This is a genomic window from Cupriavidus basilensis (assembly GCF_000832305.1).
In the GTDB taxonomy this organism is placed as follows: domain Bacteria; phylum Pseudomonadota; class Gammaproteobacteria; order Burkholderiales; family Burkholderiaceae; genus Cupriavidus; species Cupriavidus basilensis_F.
This window is the reverse complement of record NZ_CP010536.1, coordinates 1,167,814-1,190,950: the sequence shown is the minus strand read 5'-3', so window position 1 is coordinate 1,190,950 and position 23,137 is coordinate 1,167,814. Positions and strand designations below refer to the sequence as shown.

Sequence of the window (23,137 nt, the reverse complement as noted above, 5' to 3'; positions counted from 1 at the left end):
CCACGCGAGACCCGCTCAGAACGACGAGCCGGGTTCCTCCAGGAAGGCGCTCTCCTGCGCCGTATCCCCGCGTCCCAGCATGGCGTTGCGATGCGGGAAGCGCCCGAAACGCTCGATCACCGCACGGTGCTTGAGCGCCCAGTCCACCACGTCCACCTGACCCTGGCTCTGGTCGCGCAGCGCCGTCATCAACCGCACGGCCATGTTCTGGTCGGCAAGCGCTTCGGAATGCTCGAACGGCATGTAGCAGAACATGCGGTGGAATGCCGTGGGCAGCAGGCGGTCGGCGCCGCTCGCCACCATCTGCCGGGCTGTTGCCAGCGCCTGCGCATCGGAGGCGAAGCTGCGCGGGTCGTCGCGAAAGACGTTGCGCGGCACCTGGTCGAGCAGCACGATGCGCGCGCAGGCGGATTCGGGGCTTTGCGCCCAGCCCGCGTTCGCGCCCGCGTGCGTGGCTTCCCACAGTGGCAGGAAGGCAGCGCGAACCGTGGCGTCGAATTCGGCGGACTTGGTGAACCACACCGAGCGTGTCGTGTTCCATGCCGGCGAGCCAGGCGCGCCGAACCAGAAATCGAGTACGCGCCGGGCGTCGGCAGGCAGGTCCGTGGCGGCTTCGGGATGCGTGTCAGCCATGGTGCCGGGACCTATGGCGGGTCAGGTAGCCTTGGCCATCAACGCGGCACATTGCGCATCCAGTCGGCGGTGCCGAAAAAGGCCTGCATCAGGCGCAGCTGCAGGTCTTCGGGCAGGCCGACGTCCTGCATGGCCAGCGCCATGCAGCGCATCCACTGGTCGCGCTCGCTGGTGCCGATCTCGAATGGCATGTGGCGCGCGCGCAGGCGCGGGTGGCCAAAGCGCTCGATGAAGTGGTTGGGACCGCCCAGCCAGCCGCACAGGAACCAGAACAGCTTGTCGCGCGAGCCGTCGAGCGAGGCGGGATGCAACGCACGCAGGCCCTTGAACTCGTCCTCCAGATCCATCAGGTCGTAGAAACGGTCGACCAGTTCGCGCACGCGCGCCTCGCCGCCGATCAGTTCATAGGCGGTGACTTCGGGGGCGGCATCGGATGCCGAGGATGCCGCATTTTCAGGCTTGGAATCGGTACTCATAAGCACTCAGGGATGGTTCAGGCTTCAGGTTTCACGCAGCGTGGCCAGCGCCGGCTGCCGCAGCACCTCGCGCAAACCCAGCCAGCCGCCCGCGAAAGCGCACAGCATGCCAGAAAGCACACCCGCCGGCACGATCCAGCCATTGAAGCGGTAGGGGAAATCGAACACGAACTGCGACAAGCCCCAGCCCACCGCGATCGCGCCCAGGCTGGCCAGCAGGCCCGCCAGCCCGCCCACCACCAGGAACTCCGCGTACTGGGTCTGGCGCACCACCGCGGCGGATGCGCCCAGCGCCTTGAGCAGCCCGGCATCGCGCTTGCGCTCGTCGCGCGCCCCGGACAGCGCTGCATAGAGCACGGTGACGCCGGCTGCGAGCGTGAACACGAACAGGAACTCGACGGCGGCGATGACCTGGTCGAGCACGTCCTGGATCTGGCGCAGGATCATGTCGGTGTTGACCACCGTGATGTTCGGGAAGGCCGCCACCATGCGGTTGCCCAGCGCGGCTTGCGCGGGCGGCAGGTGGAAGGCGGTGATATAGGTCTGCGGCAGGCCTTGCATGGCAGAAGGCGGCAGGATGACGAAGAAATTGACCCGCATCGAGCCCCAGTCCAGCTTGCGCAGCGAGGTGACCGGCGCCTCCACCGACTGCCCCGCCACATCGAAGCGCAGGGTGTCCCCGAGCCGGATCCCCAGCGTCTTGGCGATGCCTTCCTCCACCGAGGCCCCGGCCCCGCCCTTCCCGGCGCCGAGCCAGTTGCCCGCCACCACGCGGTTGCCGGCCGGCAGCGCATCGGTATAGGACAGGTTGAACTCGCGCTCGACCAGGTTGCGGGCGCGGCCATCGGCAAAGCGCTCGGCGCGCACCTGCTGGCCAGCGATATGTGTCAGGCGGCCGCGCACCATCGGGTACAGCAGGTCGGCGATGCCGGCGTGCTGCAGCATGCCGGTAAGCGGCGCGCGCTGGTCCGGCTGGATATTGATGACGAAGCGGTTGGGCGCGTCCGCCGGCGTGGCGTTGCGCCAGGAGGCGATCAGGTCGTTGCGGGTCATGCCGAGCAGCAGCAGCGCCATCAGGCCCACCGCCAGCGCCACCGTCTGCAGCACCGTCACGCCGCGGCGGCGCTCCAGCACCGCGAGCGCAAAGCGCCAGCCCACGCTACCGCGCGCCAGGCGCCGGCCGCGCATCAGCCGCGACAGCAGGCTTAGCAGTCCCAGGGCCAGCAGCGCGAACACGACGCCGGCGGCGACAAAGCCGCCCGCGGTGGTCAGCCCCAGCTTGAGATCACGCGCGGCCACCAGCAGCAGCGCCACGAAGGCGCCCAGGCCGAGCCCGTAGGCGATCCAGGTCGAGACCGGCGGCGCGCCGACGTCACGCCGCAGCACGCGCAGCGGCGGCACCCGGGTCAGCGCCAGCAGCGGCGGCAAGGCAAAGCCCGCCAGCAGGACGACGCCCGCCAGCACGCCAACCACGGCAGGCAAGACGGAAGGCTGCGGCAGCGTCACGGTCAGCAGCTTACCCAGCGAGAGCAGCAGGCCGTAGTGCGCCAGGTAGCCGAGCGCCACGCCGGCCGCCGCGCCGCCCACGCCCAGCAGCAGGAACTCCAGCCCGAAAGCCAGCAGGATCTCGCGGCGCGACAGGCCCATGCACTTGTAGACAGCGCAGGCATCGGTGTGGCGCTGCATATAGCGGCGCGCCGACATGGCGATGGCCACCGCGGCAATCATCGACGACAGCACCGCCACCAGCGACAGGAAACGCTCGGCACGGTCCAGCGTGGCGCGCATCTGCGGCTGGCCGGATTCCAGCGACTCGACCCGCGTGTTGCGCAGCGCGCGCTTGTCGATCTCGGCCTCGGCCCACTTCTGGTAGGCCTGCGCGGCGGCATCGGGGCCAGCCACCAGCAGGCGGTAGGAGACCCGGCTGCCCCAGCCCACCAGCCCCGTGGCGGCCAGGTCAGACAGCGGCAGCATCACGCGCGGCGCGAAATTCATGAAGCCGGCGCCGCGATCCAGTTCCTGCGTGAGGATGCGGTCGATGCGAAAGGCGCGGCTGCCCAGCTGGATGGTGTCGCCCACGGCAACGCCGAGCGCGTCCAGCAAGGCCTCGTCCACCCAGACGGTGCCCTCGGCGGGAATGCCGGTGGCGGCGGCTTCCGGCGCCCCGGGCCCAGCCGCCACCTTGAGCTGCCCGCGCAGCGGATAGCCGGGGGCGACCGCCTTGAGCGCAGCCAGTTGCGAAGGGGCATCGGCCTGAGCCCCGCCAGCCGCCCCTTGCCCTTGCGTTGTGGCGGCCTTGCCCGGCAAATGTGCGCTCGCCATGCTCGGAAAGGTGACCGTCTGCGTGGTGGCCAGGCCCGCTTGCGCGGCGTGGCTGGCGAAGACGGCATCGAACGGCTGGTCGGACACGATCAGCACATCGGCGGCGATCATCTGGCGCGCGTCGCGCTCCAGCCCCAGGCGCATGCGGTCGGCCAGAAAGCCCACGCTGCTGAGCGCCGCCACGGCCAGCACCAGCGCGAACAGCAACAGGCTCAGCTCGCCGGCGCGCCAATCGCGCCGCGCCATGCGCAAAGCCTGGCGCCAGGGCGAGAAGCGCGCCGGGCCGGCGCCGGACGATGCCGCGACGGTGGTGGTGGCTGCGGCTGCGGCTGCGTTTGCTGCTGCGGGAGCGTGCTGGGAGGCGGGTTCTGAAGACATCGATCTCTTATCTCTTCTCTCTAATCTCTTGTCCGTGCACATGCATGGTGGCGGCCGGCCGGGCTGGCCGCAGGCCAGGATTGGCGCGACCGCAGGACACCAGCGGGAGGATCCCGGCGCGCATCCGCCGGACCAGGGCCAGATTATGGCCGGATTGCGCAAAGCGAGGGTCGAACCCGCCACTCAGCGCCGGGGCTGACGCCCCGCCGGCGAGGCCGCCGGAGCACGCTTGGCCAACGCGTCGCGCAAATAGCGCAAGCCGCGCCACAGCTTGGGCAGCAGCCACGCCGCCACCAGCAACAGCACGGCCAGCACCACCAGGAACACCGCAGGCAGGAAAAAAGCCAGCAGCAGCCCGCTGCTGGCGGCAACGTCCTCGCTCAATGAGGCAGCCCAATTCGAAAACGGTTCCGGCGAGACGTTGATCAGGGCGCGGGTGCCGGCCTTGGCGGCATGGGCGGTGCCGGCCAGCGTGCCCCCGACCAGCCCGGCGGCGACCATCCATTGCGGATCGAGCTGCCCGAAGGCGGCAGCGGCCAGGATCGCGCCGGCGGGAATGCGGATAAAGGTCTGGATGCTGTCCCAGAAGGAATCGAAGCCCGGCACCTTGTCGGCCACGAATTCGGCCAGGGCCAGCACCGCGGCCAGCGCGATCACCCACCACGACTGCAGCGCCTGCAGGCCGGGCGGCAGGTGCAGCCAGCCCAGGCGGCCCAGTGCGCCAGCCGTGAACACGGCCAGGTAAAGGCGAAATCCGCTGGTCCAGGACAAGCCCGCGGCCAACGCGGCCGTTTCTAGCATGGCGCTCCTTGCTGGGTCTGTCTGGCGGGCATGCAGCCCCGCCTATGCAACCAGTGTAATACGCGCGCGCTCAAACAGCCGGGTTCCCACCCTCCCCGGTGGACGGCGTCAGCCGCCTTCCTTGCCGTCGGGGCCGTACCAGGGAAGTGCCTCCTGCGGCGTCAGGATGCCATCGGGCGCGGCCATGGCGTAGCCGGGAAGCGCTTCGATGCGGTGCCGGAAGGCCGGGTCAGCCAAATGCGAAAGCAAGCCATGCGCCCAGGGCGTGATCTGGTCGTTCTTGCGCAGTGCCAGATAGTAGGCCTCGCGGGTCAGCGGCACAAAGGCCAGCCCATGGGCCTCGGCATTCATGCGCAGGCCGAAGCCCACCTCGGCACGGCCGGCGTGCACCGCTTGCGCCACCGTCTCGTTGCTGAACTCGGGGGTTTCGTAGCCAACGATCTGGTCCGGGAAGAGCCCCTCGGTGGCCAGCAACTGGTCAAACAGCATGCGCGTGCCAGAACTGCGCTGGCGGTTGACGAAGCGGGCACGGGTACGGGCCAGGTCGCGCAGGCCGTGGATCTCCCCCGCGAGCTCGCGCGCGACGATCAGGCCCTGCTCGCGCCAGGCCAGCCGGATCAAGCGCACGGCGGCCGGACGCAGCCATTTGCGCAGCGTCACGTGAGCGACGGAGCCAGCCTTCTGGATCGGTGAGACGTAGAAGCCAGCCAGCTCGGACTGCCGCTCCTGCAGGCAGATCAGGCCCTCCACGCTGCCGCAGAACACGGTGTCGAGCTGCAGGCCGCCCGGCGCGTCGTGCAGCGCCCCCGCCAGGACCTCCATGGCCGGATCATGGCTGCCGGAGAAGCGGATGCGGGTCTGCGGCTGGGCCGCGTCGTCCAGGTCCGCCAGGAAATCGACCATGGCCTTCTGCACGACCGGGTCGATCGAATCGCGCAAGCGCCCCTCCGCACGCAGCAAGCGCTCGCCGAACAGCGTCAGTGACGCCCCCCGGCCCCGCTCCATGTCGAGCATGCTGCGCCCAAGCATCTCCTCCCAAGACCGCATCACGCCCCAGGCGTGCCGGTACGACAACCCGATCTCGCGCGCCGCGCGATGCAGGGAGCCCGTCTCGCGCACTGCCTTGAGCAGCTGGAACACCTTGCCGTTGGAGCGAGGATTGTCGTCTGCGGCGACAACCGGGAACAGGTCAAAGCGGAATGTCATATGAAACGCCTTTCATATTTACTTTGGAGATGTGGTTCACCGAGAATGCAAGGCGCTGATTTCCACGTATTTTTCTGCATTCTCACCGATCTCATGAGTTTGTGGCAATTGTGTTTCTAAAAACATAAGACAAGGAGAATCCATGCAAGCGCTCAGCAAACAAGGCCTTTCACGCCATATTTCGAACCGAGCCGCGTGCGCTATCGGGCTGGTTTGCCTGGTTGGCATGGCCGGCGCCACCATCGCCACCAGCGCCTTCGCCGGCGAACTCAAGCTGGCCACCACCACCAGCACGGAGAACTCCGGCCTGCTGAAATTCCTGCTGCCCAGGTTCGAGCAAAAGAGCGGCGTCACCGTCAAGGTGATCGCCGTAGGATCGGGCAAGGCGATGAAGATGGGCGAAATGGGCGACGTCGATGTGCTGCTGGTGCACGCCCGCAAGATGGAAGACGAATTCGTGGCGGCGGGCTACGGCGTCAACCGCCGCGACGTCATGTACAACGACTTCATCGTGGTTGGCCCGGCCAGCGACCCGGCCAGGCTGAAAGGCGGCAAGGACGTGCTGGCCGGCTTCAGGAAGATCGCCGCCGGCAGCACCAAGTTCATCTCGCGCGGGGACAACTCAGGGACCGACGTGATGGAGAAGGACTACTGGAAGCAGGCGGGGATCGAGCCCAAGGGGCAGCCGTGGTACGTGAATGCCGGGCTGGGGATGGGCGAGGTGCTGACCATGGCCGCGCAGATGCCGGGTTATACGTTGTCGGACCGGGCCACTTATGGCGCGTATCGCGCCAAGACCGGATTGGCGATCCTGCTGGAAGGCGATCCCAGGATGTTCAATCCATATGGCGTGATTGCGGTCAATCCGGCCAAGCATCCTGATGCCAATTACGTGGATGCCATGAAGCTGGTGGAGTGGATTACCTCCAGGGATGGGCAGGACACCATTGCTGCGTACAAGGTGGAGGGGGAACAGTTGTTCTTTCCGAGTTACAGGGGGAAGTGAAGTGAAGAGGGTGTTTATGCGCAACGGTTCTGCGCGGTTCTGCCCTTGCGCACAAACACCCCCTTACCCCTCCCTCACCAGCTGCGGCAAAACCGGCAACTCCCCCGCTACCTCCGCAATCATCCTGCGCATCCACATCACATCCGGCGCGGCATGGCACCGCTCATGCCACAGCTGATAAAACCGCATCCGCGGAAACGCCACCGGCGAAGGCACCATCTTCAGCGGCAGGTACTGCGCATAATGCGCGGCAAACTGCCGCCCCGTGGTGAACACCATATCGGTCTTCATCAACACATACGGCACCAGCCCGAAATACGGCAGCGTGACCTGGATATTGCGCTTGTATCCCTGTTCGGCCAGCGCCTGGTCGATCATGCTGCGCTGCATCGAGGCATAAGGCGCCGGCGCCAGGTGCGGCATCTCCAGGTAGTGCTTGAGGGTCAGCCCCTTGCGCGCCAGCGGATGCTGCGCTCCCAGCATGCACACCACCTCATCGTCGAACAGCGGCGAAATATGCAGATGCTCCGGTGGCGACAGCCAGTTGCCGACCACGATGTCGAGCTGCCCTTGCTCCAGGCTGTCGAGGAAGTCGCTCGATGACGTCATCGGGTGCACGAACAGCTTGGCGCCGGGCGCCAGCCGGCGCACGCGCTCGACGATATTGGGCAGGAAGAAGGCGTCCAGGTAGTCCGGCGCGCCCAGGTGGAAGGTACGGGTAGTGGTGGCCGGGTCGAAATGCTGCGGTGGCCGGGCGATGCGGTCCATGGCCGCCAGGCTCTGTTCGGCCAGTTGCAGCAGCTCGCGGCCGCGCTCGGTCGGCACCATGCCGCTCTTGCCGCGCACCAGGATGGCATCCCCCGTGATTTCCCTTAGCCGCTTGAGCGTATTGCTGATGGCAGGCTGCGACTGGCCGAGGCGGACCGCGGTGCGGGTCACGCTCTGCTCGGTGAGCAGAGTGTGCAGCACCCGCAGCAAATAGGTGTCGAGATGGTCGCGTCCGTGCATGGCGAGGGGGCGCCTGGCGCGCTTTGCGGCCGGTGGCGTGGGCAATGGGAACGGCGCATAGTGTATGTCACGCACCCCGTCATTGGTCAAATCCGGCCGCCGCCGCCCTCGCCGGCCGCCGGAACGCTCTCCCCGCTTGATGGGGCATATCACCTGGGCCGAATATTGCATCATCGGCGTCAGTGCTATGTTTGGCCCCATCCACAAAGAGAGAAGACACCATGGAGACGCAAACCATCCGCTTTTACCACCGGGGCAAGGTCACGGAGGTCGCAAACGCCCCCGTTACCCGCACCGTGCTGCAATACCTGCGCGAGGACGCGCGCTGCACGGGCACCAAGGAGGGCTGCGCCGAAGGCGATTGCGGGGCATGCACCGTGGTGCTGGGCGAGCTGGGCGAAAACGGCCAGGTCGAGTTCAAGGCGGTCAATGCCTGCATCCAGTTCCTGCCCACGCTGGACGGCCGCGCGCTGATCACCGTGGAAGACCTGCGCCAGGCCGACGGCGCGCTGCACCCGGTGCAGCAGGCGATGGTGGAGTGCCATGGCTCCCAGTGCGGCTTCTGCACCCCCGGCTTTGTGATGTCGCTGTGGGCGCTGTACCAGCAGAAATCCGAGGACGCCGGCACCGGCCGCGCCCCGGCGCGCGAGGCCATCTGCGACGCCCTGACCGGCAACCTGTGCCGCTGCACCGGCTACCGCCCCATCATCGAGGCCGGCCAGCGCATGATGGCGCTGCCGGCGCCGCAGGCCAGCAAGCTGGACCCGCGCCAGATCGCCGACACGCTGCGCGCGCTGCGGCGCGACGACACCTTCCACTACAGCGCCGCAGGCCAGCACTTCTACGCGCCCCGCACCGCCTCGGCGTTTGCCGCCATCAAGGCGGCCGAGCCCGGCGTGCGCATCCTGGCCGGCAGCACCGACGTGGGGCTGTGGGTGACCAAGCAGTTCCGCGAACTGGGCAACCTGCTGTACGTGGGCCAGGTGGCTGACCTGAACGGCATCCGCGAAATCGATGGCGCCCTGGAAATCGGCGCGGCAGTCTCGCTGGAGCGCGCCTACGCCGCGCTGAACGGCGTCCATCCCGAGCTGGAGGAATTGTGGAAGCGTTTCGCCTCCCTGCCGATCCGCAATGCCGGCACGCTGGGCGGCAATATCGCCAACGGCTCGCCGATCGGCGACTCCATGCCCGCGCTGATCGCGCTTGGCACCGAAGTGGTGCTGCAACGCGGCGACGTGCGCCGCACCCTGGCGCTGGAAGACCTCTACCTGGCTTACCAGAAGACCGCCATGGCCGAAGGCGAGTTCGTCGCGGCGCTGCGCGTGCCGCTGGCCGGGCCGGAGCACTTCCGTACCTACAAGCTGTCAAAACGCTTTGACGAAGACATTTCCGCTGTCTGCGCGGCCTTTGCGCTGACGCTGGAAAACGGCGTGATCCGCGATGCGCGCGTGGCCTTCGGCGGCATGGCTGCCACGCCCAAGCGCGGGGCACTGACGCAAGCCGCGCTGATCGGCCAGCCCTGGACCGAAGCCACCGCCCGCGCCGCCATGAGCGCGCTGGCGCAGGACTTCACGCCGTTGTCCGATATGCGCGCCACCGCCGCGTACCGCAGCCGCGGCGCCGCCAACCTGCTGTACCGCTTCTGGCTGGAAACGCGCGCCGACGCGCTGCCCGCGGCCGCCGTCAATGTCCGCGCCATCGGTGCGGGCGCGGCCACCACCACCGCTACCGCGTAAGGAGAGATCGGCATGAACAAGCAAACCGAACCCTTCCTGCTCGACGCCGCGAGCGAAGCCAGGACCGCCATTTCGACGCCGCAAGTGGGTGTCTCGCGCCCGCACGAATCGGCCCACCTGCACGTGGCCGGCACGGCCACCTACACCGACGACATCCCCGAACTGGCAGGCACGCTGCATGCCGCGCTCGGCATGAGCACGCGCGCCCATGCCCGCATCAGGTCGATCTCGCTCGACAAGGTGCGCGCCGCGCCGGGCGTGGTGGCGGTGCTGAGCGCCGAGGACATTCCCGCTGCCAACGAATGCGGCCCGATCATCCACGACGACCCGATCCTGGCCAACGGCCTGGTCCAGTTCATCGGCCAGCCGATCTTCGTGGTGGTGGCCACCTCGCACGATGCCGCGCGCCGCGCCGCCCGCCTGGGCACGATCGAGTATGAAGACCTGGCGCCCGTGCTGTCGCCCGAGGCGGCACACCAGGCCGGCAGCTATGTGCTGCCGCCGATGCACCTCACGCGCGGCGAGCCGGCCAGCCATATCGCCGCCGCCGTGCATCGGGACAAGGGCAACATCCGCCTGGGCGGCCAGGAGCAGTTCTACCTGGAAGGCCAGATCGCCTACGCCGCGCCCAAGGAAAACGACGGCATGCATGTGTGGTGCTCGACCCAGCATCCCACCGAAATGCAGCATGCGGTGGCGCATATGCTGGGCTGGCACGCGCACCAGGTGCTGGTGGAGTGCCGCCGCATGGGCGGCGGCTTCGGCGGCAAGGAATCGCAATCGGCCATGTTCGCCTGCTGCGCCGCGCTGGCTGCCTGGAAACTGCTGTGCCCGGTCAAGCTGCGTCCGGACCGCGATGACGACATGATGATCACCGGCAAGCGCCACGACTTCGTCTTCGACTACGAAGTCGGCCACGATGCCGACGGCCGCCTCGACGGCGTGTCGGTGGAGATGGTTTCGCGCGCCGGCTTCTCGGCCGACCTGTCCGGCCCGGTGATGACCCGCGCCATCTGCCACTTCGACAACGCCTACTGGCTGCCGAACGTGCAGATCGACGGTTACTGCGGCAAGACCAACACGCAGAGCAATACCGCATTTCGCGGCTTTGGCGGCCCGCAGGGTGCCTTTGCCATGGAGTACATCCTCGACAACGTGGCACGCACCGTGGGCCGCGATGCGCTCGACGTGCGCCGTGCCAACCTGTACGGCAAGACCGAGCGCAACGTCACGCCTTACGGCCAGACCGTGGAAGACAACGTCATCCACGAACTGCTCGACGAACTCGAAGCGACCAGCGCCTACCGCGCGCGCCGCGAGGCCACGCGCGCGTTCAACGCCACCAGCCCGGTGCTGAAGAAGGGCATCGCCATCACCCCGGTGAAGTTCGGTATTTCCTTCAACGTGGCCCACTTCAACCAGGCCGGCGCGCTGGTGCACGTGTACAACGACGGCTCGGTGCTGGTGAACCACGGCGGCACCGAGATGGGCCAGGGCCTGAACACCAAGGTGGCGATGGTGGTGGCACATGAGCTTGGCATCCGGCTCGAACGCGTGCGCGTGACCGCGACCGATACCAGCAAGGTGGCCAACACCTCGGCCACGGCCGCCTCCACCGGCACCGACCTGAACGGCAAGGCCGCGCAGGACGCCGCGCGGCAGATCCGCGAGCGGCTGGCGGCGTTTGCCGCGCGCCAGGCCGGCGTGGACGCGGACAGCGTGCAGTTCGGCGACGACCTGGTGGTAGCCGGCGAACTCCGCCTGGACTTCAGCGACCTGGCACGGCAAGCCTACGTGGCACGGGTGCAGTTGTGGTCCGATGGCTTCTACACCACGCCCAAGCTGTACTGGGACCAGTCCAAGCTGCAAGGGCGGCCGTTCTATTACTTCGCCTATGGCGCGGCGTGCTCGGAAGTGCTGGTGGACACGCTCACCGGCGAATGGCGCCTGCTGCGCGCCGACGTGCTGCACGACGCCGGCCGCTCGCTCAACCCGGCCATCGACATCGGCCAGGTCGAAGGTGGGTTCATCCAGGGCATGGGCTGGCTGACCACCGAGGAACTGTGGTGGAACAAGGACGGCAAGCTGATGACGCATGCGCCCTCGACCTACAAGATCCCGACCGTCAACGACTGCCCGGAAGACTTCTACGTGCGGCTGTTCGAGAACGACAATGCGGAAGACAGCATCCATCGGTCCAAGGCCGTGGGCGAGCCGCCGCTGCTGCTGCCGTTCTCGGTGTTCTTCGCGATCCGCGACGCGGTGGCCAGCGTCGCGGACTACAAGGTGAACCCGCCGCTGGTGGCGCCCGCGACCAGCGAGGCAATCCTGGATGCGGTGGACGCGGTGCGGGTGGTGCGGGTGGTGTAGTAGGAGACAGCGGCTTGCGGATGCGCCCGCCCTCTCCCACAGTCCGTCTTCGCTGAAGACCGTAACGAAGTAACGAGCTTCACCCAGAGCATCAACCTTGAAAGGCATCACCATGCAGGACGCACCCCTCAAACCCTTGCGCTTCGCCGACGCCACCCGCTGGGTGCGCGCGGGCGTGCCGGTGGCGATGGTCACCATCGCCGAGGTGAAAGGCTCCGCGCCGCGCGAGGCGGGCGTGCGCATGCTGGTGACCGCCAACGAACTGGCCGGGACCATCGGCGGCGGCCATCTCGAATGGCGCGGCATGGAGATCGCCCGCGCCATGCTGGCCGAGCGCGGCGCGACGCGGCAGATCGTGCGCATCCCGCTGGGCCCGGCGCTGGGGCAATGCTGCGGCGGCGTGGTGCTGCTCGCTTTCGAGGTGTTGGGTGAAGCCGACCTGCCGTGGCTGGACGCGGTGCAGGCCGCGTTCGGAGCCGGACGCGCGCTGATGCGCACGGTGCCACGCATCGGCGCGGTGCGACACGCCGCGGCGCCGGCGCTGCTGCCCTCGGTGGCCTTGCAGGCGGACGGCGACTGGACCGATACCCTGGTGCCGGACGAGTTGCACGTGGTGCTGTTCGGCGCCGGCCATGTGGGCCATGCGCTGGTCAAGGTGCTGGCCAACCTGCCGTGCCAGGTGCACTGGGTGGATGAGCGCGACACCTTGTTCCCCGCCGGCCTGCCCGACAACGTCACCCCGGAAGCCAGCGACACCCCCGAAGCCGTGGTGGACCATGCGCCGGCCGGCAGCTACTTCCTGGTGATGACGCACAGCCACGCGCTGGACCAGACGCTGTGCGAGCGCATCCTGCGGCGCGACGACTTCGCCTACTTCGGCCTGATCGGCTCCAAGACCAAGCGCGCGCGCTTCGAGCACCGCATGGCGGAGCACGGGATTGACCCTTCCCGCTTTGCGGAAATGACGTGCCCGATGGGCGTGCCCGGCATCACGGACAAGGCTCCGGCTATGATTGCGGTTGCCATCGTCGCCCAGCTGTTGCAGGTTCGCGACCAGCGCCTCGCCCATCTGGGCGCGCTGAGCGCCAGCCGCAGCGGCAAAGCGACGAGCACGACGCAAACCAAGACCGCAAAAGGAACCCCATGACGCTCGATGCCGCGCTCGCAGACCGTATCCGCCAGACGCCCAAGGCGGAACTGCACGTCCACATTGAAGGCACGCTCGAGCCTGAGCTGATCTTCCGGCTGGCCCAGCACAACAAGGTCAAGTTACCGTACGCCAGCGTGGAAGCCCTGCGCGAGGCCTACGCCTTCACCGACCTGCAATCCTTCCTCGACATCTATTACGCCGGCGCCAGCGTGCTGCTGACCGAGGACGATTTCTTCGACATGACGATGGCCTACGTGCAGCGTGCCGTCGCCGACAACGTGCGCCACGCCGAGATCTTCTTCGACCCGCAGACCCATACCGAGCGCGGCGTGCCGATCCATGTGGTGATCGACGGCATTTCCGACGCGCTCGCCCAGGCCCGCACGCAGTACGACTTCTCGAGCAGCCTGATCCTCTGCTTCCTGCGCCACCTCTCCGAGGAAGACGCCTTCGCCACGCTGGAAGCCGCGCTGCCTTACCGCGACCGCTTCGTCGGCATCGGGCTGGACTCTTCCGAGCAGGGCAACCCGCCGGAGAAGTTCGCCCGCGTCTTTGCCCGCGCCCGCGAGCTCGGCCTGCACCTGGTGGCGCATGCCGGCGAGGAAGGCCCGGCGCAATACGTGACCGACGCGCTCGACATCCTCAAGGTGGAGCGCATCGATCACGGCGTGCGCGCCATCGACGACCCGGCACTGGTTGAGCGGCTGGCCCGCGAGCGCGTGGCGCTCACGGTATGCCCGCTGTCCAACCAGAAGCTCAAGGTCTACCCGGACCTGCGCGACCATTCCCTGCACCGCCTGCTGGAAGCGGGCGTGCTGGTCACGCTGCACTCGGACGACCCCGCCTATTTCGGCGGCTATATGAACGCGAACTGGGAAGCCGCTTTCGAAGCCTTGCCGCTGACCGCGGCCGATGGCCACAAGCTGGCGCGCAACAGTTTCGAGGCGTCGTTCCTGCCCGCCTCGCAAAAGACTGCCTTCCTCGCTGAAGTCGACCACTTCTGGCAATCCCCCCTGCCCGCCGCGGCCTCCACGGCCTGAAGCGCGGCTCACACCAAGAAGCCGGCGCGCCATGCGCGCGCCGGCGCATGACGAGACATCGATATGACGACCACGCCCCCCACCCAGTCCATCACCCGCGCCATCCGTGGCCGCGTGCTGCACTTCCTGCGCGACCCCCAGTTTCATGACGACGCGTATCAGTATTGGGAAGACGGGGTGCTGATCGTCACCGCCGGGCACGTCGCCGCGGTCGGCAGCCATGCCGACCTGGCCGACCAGATCCCGGCGGGCGCCGAAGTGATCGACCGCCGCGGCAAGCTGATCATGCCGGGCTTTATCGACACGCACGTGCATTACCCGCAGACCGACATCATCGCCTCGCCATCGCCCGGCCTGCTGCACTGGCTGGAGACCTATACCTTCCCCGAGGAGCGCCGCTTCGCCGAGCCGGAATACGCGGCGGCGGTGGCTGGCTTCTTCGCCGACGAGTTGTTGCGCAACGGCACCACCAGCGCCGTGGCGTGGAGCACCGTGCACACGGCCTCGGCCGACGCGCTGTTTGCCGAAGCCGACCGCCGCAACCTGCGCCTGGTCACCGGCAAGGTGATGATGGACCGCAACTGCCCCGAATTCCTGCGCGACACCGCCGAGTCCGGCGCGCGCGATTCGGCCGACCTGATCTCGCGCTGGCACGGCAAGAACCGCCTGTCGTACGCCATTACGCCGCGCTTCGCGCCCACCTCCAGCGAGGCGCAGCTGCAAGCCTGCGGCGAGCTGGCCAAGGCCTGCCCGGACGCCTTCATCCAGACCCACGTGGCGGAAAACCGCGACGAAGTGAAATGGGTGGCCGAGCTGTTCCCGCAAGCGCGCAGCTACCTGGACATCTACGATCACTACGGCCTGCTGCGCCCGGGCGCGCTGTACGGCCACGCCATCTACCTCGACCAGGATGACCGCAAGCGGCTGGCCGACAGCGGCGCGGCGGTGGCGCACTGCCCCACCTCCAACCTGTTCCTGGGCAGCGGCTTCTATGACTTCCACCAGTCGGATGCGCACCGCCTCAACGTGACGCTGGCCACCGACGTGGGCGGGGGCACTTCGTTCTCGATGCTGCGCACCATGAACGCCGCCCACAAGGTGGCGCGCATGGGCGGCTACCACCTGAGCGCGCTGCGCATGTTCTACCTGGCCACCCGCGCCGCCGCCGATGCACTGGGCTGGAGCGAGCGCGTGGGCAGCTTCACACCCGGCTGCGAGGCCGACTTCATCGTGCTCGACCCGCAGGCCACGCCGCTGATCGCGCGCCGCAGCGAGCGCTCGGAAACGCTGGAAGAACAGTTGTTCGCCTTCGCCATGCTGGGTGACGACCGCGTCATCGGCGAGGTGTATGTGATGGGCGAGCCGGCGAGCGCGCCGGCCTGGGCAGCGCACTAACCGTCACTTTTCGCTGAGTGACACCGGGTCGGGCCCTGCTGGCTTGACCCGGATCAACACCCCTGTCACGCAATCCTTCTAAGCTGTCACACCATCGGCCTGTCCCGTGGCCGCGCATCGCCAGTCTCGGGCCCAGCCCGACCCCGCGTTCGACAACTGAAGGTTTTTGCATGATTGCCACGCAGCAAGCTTCCTTTCCGGAGCCGATTTCCCCTGACGCCCCCCTGCCCTCGCGCAAGATCATCCGCGGCTGGCTGATCCCGCTTGGCGCGCGCAGCACGCCGCGCGCGCTGGCGCTGTTCGCGCTGGACACCGCGCTGTTCCTGGCCGCGCTGGCCGGGGTGGTGCTGTTCTCCCACTGGCTCGCCAAGCTGGCCGCCAGCGTGGCGACGGGGCTGATCATCGCCCGCCTGTTCATCATCGGCCACGATGCCTGCCACCAGAGCCTGACGCCCCGGCGCGGCCTGAACAAGTGGCTGGGCCGGCTGACCTTCCTGCCGTCGCTCACGCCTTACAGCCTGTGGGAAGTGGGCCATAACGTGGTCCACCACGGTTACTCCAACCTCAAGGGCTTCGACTTCGTCTGGCAGCCTTACTCGCTCGAGGAATTCCAGGCCCTGCCGCGCTGGCGCCGCGCGCTGGAGCGGGTCTACCGCACCGGCTTTGGCGCGGGCCTGTACTACCTGGTCGAGATCTGGTGGTTCAAGATGTTCTTCCCCAGCCGCCGCCAGATGCCCACGCGCCGCGCCGTCTTCATGTGGGACTGCACGCTGGTGGCGCTCTTCGGCGTGGCCTGGATCGGCGCGCTGGCGTGGCTGGCCATTGCCACCGGGCAGTCGGTGGCGCTGCTGGTCGGGCTGGGCTTCGTGCTGCCGTTCCTGGTCTGGAATTTCACCGTGGGCTTTGTGCTCTACGTGCACCACACCCACACCAGTGTGGCCTGGTACGACACCAAGGCCATGTGGGCGCGCGCCCAGCCCTTCGTTTCCACCACCGTGCACCTGCGCTTTCGCTATGGCATCGGCGCGGCGCTGCACCACATCATGGAGCACACCGCGCACCACGTGGACATGAGCGTGCCGCTGTACCGCCTCAAGCGCGCCCAGGCGCTGCTGGAGCATGCGCTGCCGGGCCGCATCATCATCCAGAACTTCACCTGGCGCTGGTATTTCGATACCGCGCGCCGCTGCAAGCTGTATGACTTCAAGGCGCTCTGCTGGACGGACTTCCGCGGCCGGCAGACCAGCGCCAACGCGCCTGTGCCGGCATAACCCGCCACCGCTCACCGCCTGCCGCAGCCGCCCTGGCTGCGGTTTGTCTTTTGGGGCGCGTAATACTCAATTACAAAGTCTTTGCGCGCGCTTGTCCCGCGCGGCGGCGCTTGCCTCGTTATGCAAGGTATCGGTCTCAAGGTCATTGTGCATCCCGACCCGGGGCCGCCCCTTGGACAACGCCCGAGCGCAAATCAGCGCCAACAGGACAAAGACAAATGGCAATCAGCAAACCCCATGCGCCAGCACGGCGCCGCCTGCTCCGCGCCGCCCTGCCGGCGCTCGCCTCACTGGCGGTGCTCGGCAGCCTCGCCGGCTGCGTGACCGAGCGCGTGGTAGTACGGCAACCGGCGCCTGCGCCACCCCACCAGATGGTCCGCAACATGCCGCCGCCGGTGCACGAAGACCGCGGCCCCGCGCCTGCCTACGGCTGGAACTGGGTGCCGGGCCACTGGAAATGGGAGGGTAACGACTGGTTCTGGGTGCACGGCCGCTGGGTCCAGCAACCGGTGCCGGCGATGCCGCCCGTGATCGTGGAACAGATCACGGTCACCCCCGCCGCACACGCCTACTGGGTGCCCGGACACTGGGTCTGGCGCTTCGAGGGCGGCGGCTGGGTCTGGATGAAGGGCGCCTGGCGCGGCTAACAGGCCATTTCCAGAAAATTCTGGCGTCGCTGCGCGGCCTTGGCCGATCCACTTGTCCTGTCTGCGGCCGCGCGCCTTGCCAGAACCGCTTCGCTTCACTCAGGCTTCTGCACCATCTTCCCAGCCTGCTCCGCCATGCGCGCGCGCATGGCGTCGGCCGAGCCGATCTGATGGAACAGCGGTCCGCCCGGGGCGAAGCTGTCGGCCGTGGCGAGCCGGCCGACCACGACCGGCTCGAAGCCGGCATCGCGCACCAGTTGCTCGCCGATGCGCAGGGCCTTCGGATCGTCGGCGGCGATCGGCACCGCGATCAGGCCCTCGGCCCGGTGGTTCTGATTGGCAAAGTTGGTGGCGCCCATGAAATTGAAGGCGCGCACGATACGCGCGCCGCGCAGGTACTTTGCGGTGGTGATGCCGATGCCCTTGCGCATCGCCTCTTCGGCGACGGCGCCATCGCGCGCGCGCAAGGCGTTGGTCGCATCCACCACCACTTTGCCGGCAAAGGCCTTGCCGTACTCCGCCGATATCTCAGGCAACGCCTTGTAAGGGACGGCGAGAAAAATCACATTGGAAAACGCCAGCGCCTCGGCCACCGTGCCCGCGCGGGCAAGCGGGCCAAGTTTTTCGACCAGCGGCTTGAGTTCATCCGGGTGGCGCGAGGAGAACAGGACGGGATGGCCCGCCTTCACCCACAGCCCGCCCAACGTGCCGCCGATGCGGCCCGAGCCGATCACGCCGATGGGCACGGGGGCGCCTTCCCGGCTTGCCTGCGCGCGCAAGCGCGAGGGCGAGAGCCCCAGCCACATCGCCAGCAAGGCCAGGCTCGCGCTGCCGGTGAGCAGGCGGCGGTGCCGGCCGATGGTTTCGATGCGCTCGGGAAACGGCAAGGCGGACTCCTCGATCCGATGAAGATCATGGTGCTGCAGCACAGCGATCGGGTGCGGTGTGCTTGGCACGCCTTCAAACTCTAGGCGAAAAATACAGGGCGCGCCGCCGCCTGGCTGCCGCCGCGTGATCGATTTGGCGCTTGCCACCTTGTGCACTACAGTAAGTAGCACTTGCATCACCCCCGATCGCCCCGCGCTTGCGTCCTTGTCCCCACGGAGACGGTAATGGCCCCCGCCTTCCCCTGTCCGCGCCGCTCAAGGCTCGTGCCCGCGCCGCGGCGTACGGCAGCCGCATGCGCGCGGCTGGCGCGGCTGGCCCTGGCGGCGCTGGCGGCGCTGGCGGCGGGCGCGCCGGCCGGCGTGGCCGCCCAGACGCCGCAGGCCGCGCCTGGCGACGAGGTCCACAACCTGCGCGAGGTCACCGTGGTCGCGCCCGCGCCGCTGCCGTCGTTCTCCATCCCGCGCGAGGCGTTTCCCGGCAATGCGCAAACCGCGACGGACGCCGACATGGAGCGCGCCAAGGCTGGCAACCTGTCATCGTTCCTCGGCGAGACCATGGACAGCGTGGTGATCAACGACGTACAGGGCAACCCGTTCCAGAAGGACATGCTCTATCGCGGCTACCGCCTGTCCTCCACCCTGGGCGCGGCGCAGGGCATCGCGCTCTACCTGGACGGCGTACGGCAGAATGGCGCGCTGGGCGACGTGGTCGACTGGACGGCGATCCCCGAGGCCGCCATCAGCACCATCACGCTGGTGCCCGGCAGCAACCCGCTCTACGGTCTCAACGCACTTGGCGGCGCGCTGGCGCTGACCACCAAGTCCGGCGAGACGCATCCCGGCGTGGAGGCCGACCTAAGCCTGGGCGGCCACGGCCGCGCGCGGCTCGACGTGAGCGCGGGCAACGTGCTTGGCGATGGCTGGCACGCCTTCGTGGCGGGCACGGGCTTTCGCGAGGACGGCTGGCGCCAGCTGTCCGGCAGCAGCCTGGGCAACCTGTTCGCCAAGGTCGGCCGCTCGACCACCGATACGCAATGGAGCGTGAGCGTGCTGGGCAGCGGCAGCAGCCTGTCCGGCAATGGCCTGCTGCCCGACAGCATTGACGGCAGCCAGCGCAATGCCATCTACACCGCGCCCGACCTCACCCGCACGCGCTCGCTGCAGGTCACGCTCAACGGCACGCACCAGCTCAACGCCGAGGACCAGCTCGCGCTGACGGCTTATGCTCGCCTGGGGCACGCAAAGGCCAGTACCGGCGATGTCAGCGACGACTACCTCGACACCTTGCTTGGCTGCCAGGGCAATGCCGGCAACGCGGGTTGCGCGCCAGGCGCCGCGCCGTCCAGCGCGGTGCTCAACACCGCGAGCGTCAACACGCATGACTACGGGCTGTCCGGGCAGTGGTCCCATGCGGGCGACGTTCACAACGCGGTACTGGGCGCCGCCTTTGCGCTGAGCCGCGCATCGTATCGCCAGGACACGCAGCCCGCCAGCTTCAGCGACGATCGGGTGGCGGTGGCGGACCCCGGCGCCACGCCCGGCACCAACGCCTCGCTCGATGGACGCACCAGCACCGTCAGCCTGTATGCCTCCGATACCGTCAAGCTGCTGCCGCACAGCTACCTCACCGCGAGCGCGCGCTGGAACACCTCGAGCACGCACACGGTGCTGACCTTGCCGAATGCATCCGACGAACGCTTCACGTTCTCGAAGCTCAATCCTTCGCTTGGGCTCTCGCACCGGTTGCGCAGCGGCCTCACGGTCTTTGCCTCGGCCTCGCAGGGCACGCGCATGCCGACCGCCATCGAGCTGGGTTGCGCGGATCCGGCCAATGCCTGCCAGTTGCCCACCGGCCTGCAGGCGGATCCGTACCTGCGCCAGGTGGTATCGCGCACGGTGGAGTTCGGCGGGCGCTGGAAGGCCGCGGATGCCACCGAGCTCACGCTCGCGCTGTACCGCAGCGACAACCGCGACGACATCCTGTTTCAGCGCTCGCCGGTCAGCCCGCTCGGCTACTTCACCAACTTCCCCAAGACCCGCAGCCAGGGGCTGGAGCTCGGGCTGCGCCAGCGGCTGGGCCCGGTGATGCTGCGCGCCAGCTACAGCTACCTGCAATCCACCTACCAGGCGGACGGCCAGATCCAGACGCCCTTCGCGGCGCCCGTCAACGTGCGCCCCGGCACGCGCATGGCGGGCGTGCCGCTGCACAGCTTCAAGCTCAGCGGTGACTGGCGCGCAACCGGGTCGGTCACGCTCGGCGGCACCATGATCGTATCGTCGTCGCGCGCGGTGGCCGGCAATGAGGACGGCGCGCTGAGCGCGCAGGATCCGCGCCTGGCGCGCACCGCCGGCTTCGTGCTGTTCAACCTGCGGGCGAGCTGGCAGGTCGATGCGCGCTGGCAACTCTACGCGCGCGTCGACAATGTGTTCGACCGCCGTTATGAAACCTATGGGCAGGCGGGCCTCAACGTGTTTCCCGGCGGCACCCTGCTGCAGCCCGGCGCGGCGGTGCCGATCGAGCGCTTCGTCGCGCCGGGCGCGCCGCGGCTCTTCCTGGTGGGCGTGCGCTATGAATGGGGCGGGCGCTAGTGGCGCCAGTAGTGGCGCCAGGCATGCGGGAAATCCTTGGCAGTTGCCGCGCCGTCACCAAGAATGAAAGGCAGCCGGAGGGGATCGGGCCGGGGACAACGACAAGCAACGCAAGCGGGAGGCGTGCATGGCGACGAGACAGGGCAATGGCCAATCTGGCCGGATCATGCTGGCGCTATTCGCCGCGCTGGCCTGCGCCGCTTGCGCGCCAGGCCCGGCGCCGCGAGGCGCTCTGGCGCCCAAGGCCTATGTGTCTAGCGAGAGTGGCGGCATCGCGGTGATCGACCTCGATCGGCTCGACATCACTAGCACCTTCGACACCGGCGGCAAGGGCCCGCGCGGCATCGCCATCACTGCGGATGGACGATACCTGCTGGCCGCCAACAAGGGAACCGGCGACCTTACCGTCATCGACACACACGATGGCCAACTGGCCAAGCGCATCCCGATCGGCAAGAACCCGGAATTCGTGCGCGTGTCCGGCGGGCAGGCTTTCGTCACCTATGAGCCCGGCGAGCCGGGCAAGGCTGGCGACCACGCGCCGGTCCCGGCGCAGATCGCCGTGATCGACCTCAAGGACTGGCGCGTCACGCGCGCGATCCCCAGCGGCCTGGAGACCGAAGGCATCGAATTCTCGCCGGACGCTCGCCTGCTGCTGGTCACCAACGAGGGCGACGATACGGTGTCGGTCTACGAGCGCGCCAGCGGCCGCCGCCTCAACCTGATCAAGACGCCGCCCGGATCGCGCCCGCGCGGCATCAAGGCGAGTCCCGACGGACAACGCTATATCGTCACGCTGGAGTCGGCCAATGCGTTCCTGGTGCTCGATGCGGCCGACTACCGCATCCTGCGCACGGTGCCGACGCGCAGCGGGCCCTACGGGGCCGCCTTCGACCGCGCCGGCAAACGCCTGTTCGTGGCCGCGTCGCGGGCGGACACCATCCAGGTATTCGATGCCGACAGCGATGAGAACATCGCCAACATCGCCACCGGCAAACGTTGCTGGCACTTCAGCTTCACCCCCGACGACGCGCGGCTGCTGATCGCCTGCGGCCGCTCGAACGCCGTCTACGTGGTGGACGCGCGGACCTACCAGCCGCTGCGCGAAGTGGCCGGCGTGGCGCTGAGCTGGGGCGTTGTCACCTACCCGAAGAGCCCGGGGACGCTAGATGCGCCTTGAATCCACTGACGCGCACCGGCGTGCAGCCGGGTCTTCAGGATTCCGTGCGACTGGGTGCGACTGGGTGCGACTGGGTGCGACTGGGTGCGACTGCGTATATGGGACGTTGGCCTTGCAGGCGGGGCAGAGAGGCAGACGCCGCAATCCGCGGTCTTTAATGCTGCGTACTCAGCAAGCCAGCCACCGTCTTCGCGCCGGCCTGATCGGCGATCTCCCGCGCGGTCAGCCCGCGGTTGTCGCGCAGCTCCGGGCGGGCGCCTCTGGACAACAGCAGGCGCACCGTATCGACCTTGTCGTAGCCCGCGGCCCACATCAGCGCGGTGAGCTCGTTGGCGTAGAGGGTGTTGACGTCCACGCCGGCGTCCAGCAGTTGCCGAACCACGCCAGCATGGCCCTCGCCGGCCGCGTAGATCATGGCGGTCTTGCCGACGCGATCCGTGGCGGCGAGTTCCGCATGGCGCGCCAGCAGCATCGCCACAATCTCGTCAAAGCCGCCGAAGGCCGCGGCCATCAGCGGCGTCACGCCCTGCACGTTGGCCTGGCTGACGTCGGCGCCATGCTCGACCAGCGTGCGCGCCATCTCGGTCAGCCCACGCTTGGCTGCGGTGAGCAGCGCCGTATCGCCGATGCGGTTGCGCGCATTCACCGCCGCGCCCTGCTGCAGCGATGCGCTCACCGCCACCGCGTCGCCGGCCCGCGCGGCCGCAAGCAGGCGGGCATTGAGGCTAATGTCGTCGTCGGCCCTGGCCTGCAGGCACAGCACTCCCATGCCACATAGCAACGCGGCGGCAAGCCCCGCGCGCCATCCAGTGCGTCCGTTCATGTCCGTCCCCCGCCACTGCCGTTGACTACGTTACCTGTCTCACCGCGACAACTTCGCTGGCTAAGTCTGGAGGGTAAGACGCGCAATTTCAAGGAGCGTCGGCGGGCATGCTGCGGCGCGGCGAACACCGATTTGACACGCGCCGCGATGCAGGTTGTTTTGCCGGCACTCTTGCCTATACTGCTTGTGACCCGGGCCGCCACAGTGTGCGACAAGCAC

General features: G+C 68.1%; 18 protein-coding genes. 10 read left to right on the top strand and 8 right to left on the bottom strand.

Annotation, left to right across the window (positions count from 1 at the left end; genetic code table 11):
• Positions 1 to 15: 15 nt before the first annotated feature.
• From RR42_RS05380 to RR42_RS05355, 5 genes are all read right to left on the bottom strand, one after another.
• Positions 16 to 633: a DUF924 family protein gene (locus tag RR42_RS05380; protein ID WP_043344696.1), complete on the bottom strand. Its 618-nt coding sequence runs from the start codon at positions 631 to 633 to the stop codon at positions 16 to 18.
• A gap of 38 nt (positions 634 to 671) precedes the next feature.
• On the bottom strand, positions 672 to 1,109 hold the full coding sequence (locus RR42_RS05375) for a group II truncated hemoglobin (RefSeq protein ID WP_043344693.1): 438 nt from the start codon (positions 1,107 to 1,109) through the stop codon (positions 672 to 674).
• Between the two features lie 24 nt (positions 1,110 to 1,133).
• A complete protein-coding gene (locus tag RR42_RS05370) occupies positions 1,134 to 3,677 on the bottom strand; it encodes an ABC transporter permease (RefSeq protein WP_043344691.1) in 2,544 nt (847 codons plus the stop codon).
• A 315-nt stretch (positions 3,678 to 3,992) separates the two neighbouring features.
• A complete protein-coding gene (locus RR42_RS05360; protein WP_043344688.1) occupies positions 3,993 to 4,610 on the bottom strand; it encodes a DUF4126 domain-containing protein in 618 nt (205 codons plus the stop codon).
• Between the two features lie 108 nt (positions 4,611 to 4,718).
• The gene (locus tag RR42_RS05355; protein WP_043344686.1) at positions 4,719 to 5,816 is read right to left on the bottom strand and encodes a substrate-binding domain-containing protein; all 1,098 of its coding nucleotides are present in this window, start codon (positions 5,814 to 5,816) and stop codon (positions 4,719 to 4,721) included.
• A gap of 226 nt (positions 5,817 to 6,042) precedes the next feature.
• On the opposite strand from RR42_RS05355, the gene RR42_RS05350 reads away from it, so the two are divergent.
• Positions 6,043 to 6,822: a substrate-binding domain-containing protein gene (locus tag RR42_RS05350; RefSeq protein WP_236702034.1), complete on the top strand. Its 780-nt coding sequence runs from the start codon at positions 6,043 to 6,045 to the stop codon at positions 6,820 to 6,822.
• Positions 6,823 to 6,885: 63 nt separating this feature from the next.
• On the opposite strand, the gene RR42_RS05345 is transcribed toward RR42_RS05350, so the two are convergent.
• The gene (locus RR42_RS05345) at positions 6,886 to 7,830 is read right to left on the bottom strand and encodes a LysR substrate-binding domain-containing protein (RefSeq protein ID WP_043344685.1); all 945 of its coding nucleotides are present in this window, start codon (positions 7,828 to 7,830) and stop codon (positions 6,886 to 6,888) included.
• Positions 7,831 to 8,051: 221 nt separating this feature from the next.
• Here RR42_RS05345 and xdhA point away from each other — a divergent pair, with 221 nt between their 5' ends.
• The 7 genes from xdhA to RR42_RS05310 all read left to right on the top strand — a co-directional run bounded on the left by xdhA (position 8,052) and on the right by RR42_RS05310 (position 17,439).
• Positions 8,052 to 9,566 carry a xanthine dehydrogenase small subunit gene (xdhA, locus tag RR42_RS05340; RefSeq protein ID WP_043344683.1) on the top strand — a complete coding sequence of 505 codons (1,515 nt, stop codon included), beginning with the start codon at positions 8,052 to 8,054 and terminating at the stop codon, positions 9,564 to 9,566.
• Positions 9,567 to 9,578: 12 nt separating this feature from the next.
• Positions 9,579 to 11,936, top strand: a complete 2,358-nt coding sequence (xdhB, locus tag RR42_RS05335; RefSeq protein WP_043344680.1) for a xanthine dehydrogenase molybdopterin binding subunit — start codon at positions 9,579 to 9,581, stop codon at positions 11,934 to 11,936.
• A gap of 112 nt (positions 11,937 to 12,048) precedes the next feature.
• The gene (gene xdhC, locus RR42_RS05330) at positions 12,049 to 13,083 is read left to right on the top strand and encodes a xanthine dehydrogenase accessory protein XdhC (RefSeq protein WP_043351435.1); all 1,035 of its coding nucleotides are present in this window, start codon (positions 12,049 to 12,051) and stop codon (positions 13,081 to 13,083) included.
• A complete protein-coding gene (locus tag RR42_RS05325; RefSeq protein ID WP_043344677.1) occupies positions 13,080 to 14,126 on the top strand; it encodes an adenosine deaminase in 1,047 nt (348 codons plus the stop codon). The genes xdhC and RR42_RS05325 overlap by 4 nt, the downstream gene beginning before the upstream one ends.
• A 63-nt stretch (positions 14,127 to 14,189) precedes the next feature.
• The gene (guaD, locus tag RR42_RS05320; RefSeq protein ID WP_043344675.1) at positions 14,190 to 15,521 is read left to right on the top strand and encodes a guanine deaminase; all 1,332 of its coding nucleotides are present in this window, start codon (positions 14,190 to 14,192) and stop codon (positions 15,519 to 15,521) included.
• A 170-nt stretch (positions 15,522 to 15,691) separates the two neighbouring features.
• Positions 15,692 to 16,792 carry a fatty acid desaturase gene (locus RR42_RS05315; RefSeq protein WP_043344673.1) on the top strand — a complete coding sequence of 367 codons (1,101 nt, stop codon included), beginning with the start codon at positions 15,692 to 15,694 and terminating at the stop codon, positions 16,790 to 16,792.
• 218 nt (positions 16,793 to 17,010) lie between these two features.
• Positions 17,011 to 17,439 (top strand): YXWGXW repeat-containing protein, encoded by a 429-nt coding sequence (locus tag RR42_RS05310; protein WP_043344672.1) that lies wholly within the window; start codon positions 17,011 to 17,013, stop codon positions 17,437 to 17,439.
• Between the two features lie 95 nt (positions 17,440 to 17,534).
• Here RR42_RS05310 and RR42_RS05305 read toward each other — a convergent pair whose 3' ends face one another.
• Positions 17,535 to 18,308, bottom strand: coding sequence for an NAD(P)-binding domain-containing protein (locus RR42_RS05305; RefSeq protein ID WP_043351432.1), 774 nt, complete (start codon positions 18,306 to 18,308; stop codon positions 17,535 to 17,537).
• Between the two features lie 243 nt (positions 18,309 to 18,551).
• Here RR42_RS05305 and RR42_RS05300 point away from each other — a divergent pair, with 243 nt between their 5' ends.
• Together RR42_RS05300 and RR42_RS05295 are read left to right on the top strand one after the other, a co-directional pair.
• Positions 18,552 to 20,915 carry a TonB-dependent receptor gene (locus tag RR42_RS05300; protein ID WP_063778397.1) on the top strand — a complete coding sequence of 788 codons (2,364 nt, stop codon included), beginning with the start codon at positions 18,552 to 18,554 and terminating at the stop codon, positions 20,913 to 20,915.
• Between the two features lie 127 nt (positions 20,916 to 21,042).
• On the top strand, positions 21,043 to 22,095 hold the full coding sequence (locus RR42_RS05295; protein WP_236701987.1) for a beta-propeller fold lactonase family protein: 1,053 nt from the start codon (positions 21,043 to 21,045) through the stop codon (positions 22,093 to 22,095).
• Positions 22,096 to 22,249: 154 nt separating this feature from the next.
• Here the strand turns inward: RR42_RS05295 and RR42_RS05290 are convergent, their stop codons facing one another.
• Positions 22,250 to 22,918, bottom strand: a complete 669-nt coding sequence (locus RR42_RS05290; RefSeq protein ID WP_052494464.1) for an ankyrin repeat domain-containing protein — start codon at positions 22,916 to 22,918, stop codon at positions 22,250 to 22,252.
• Positions 22,919 to 23,137: the final 219 nt, after the last annotated feature.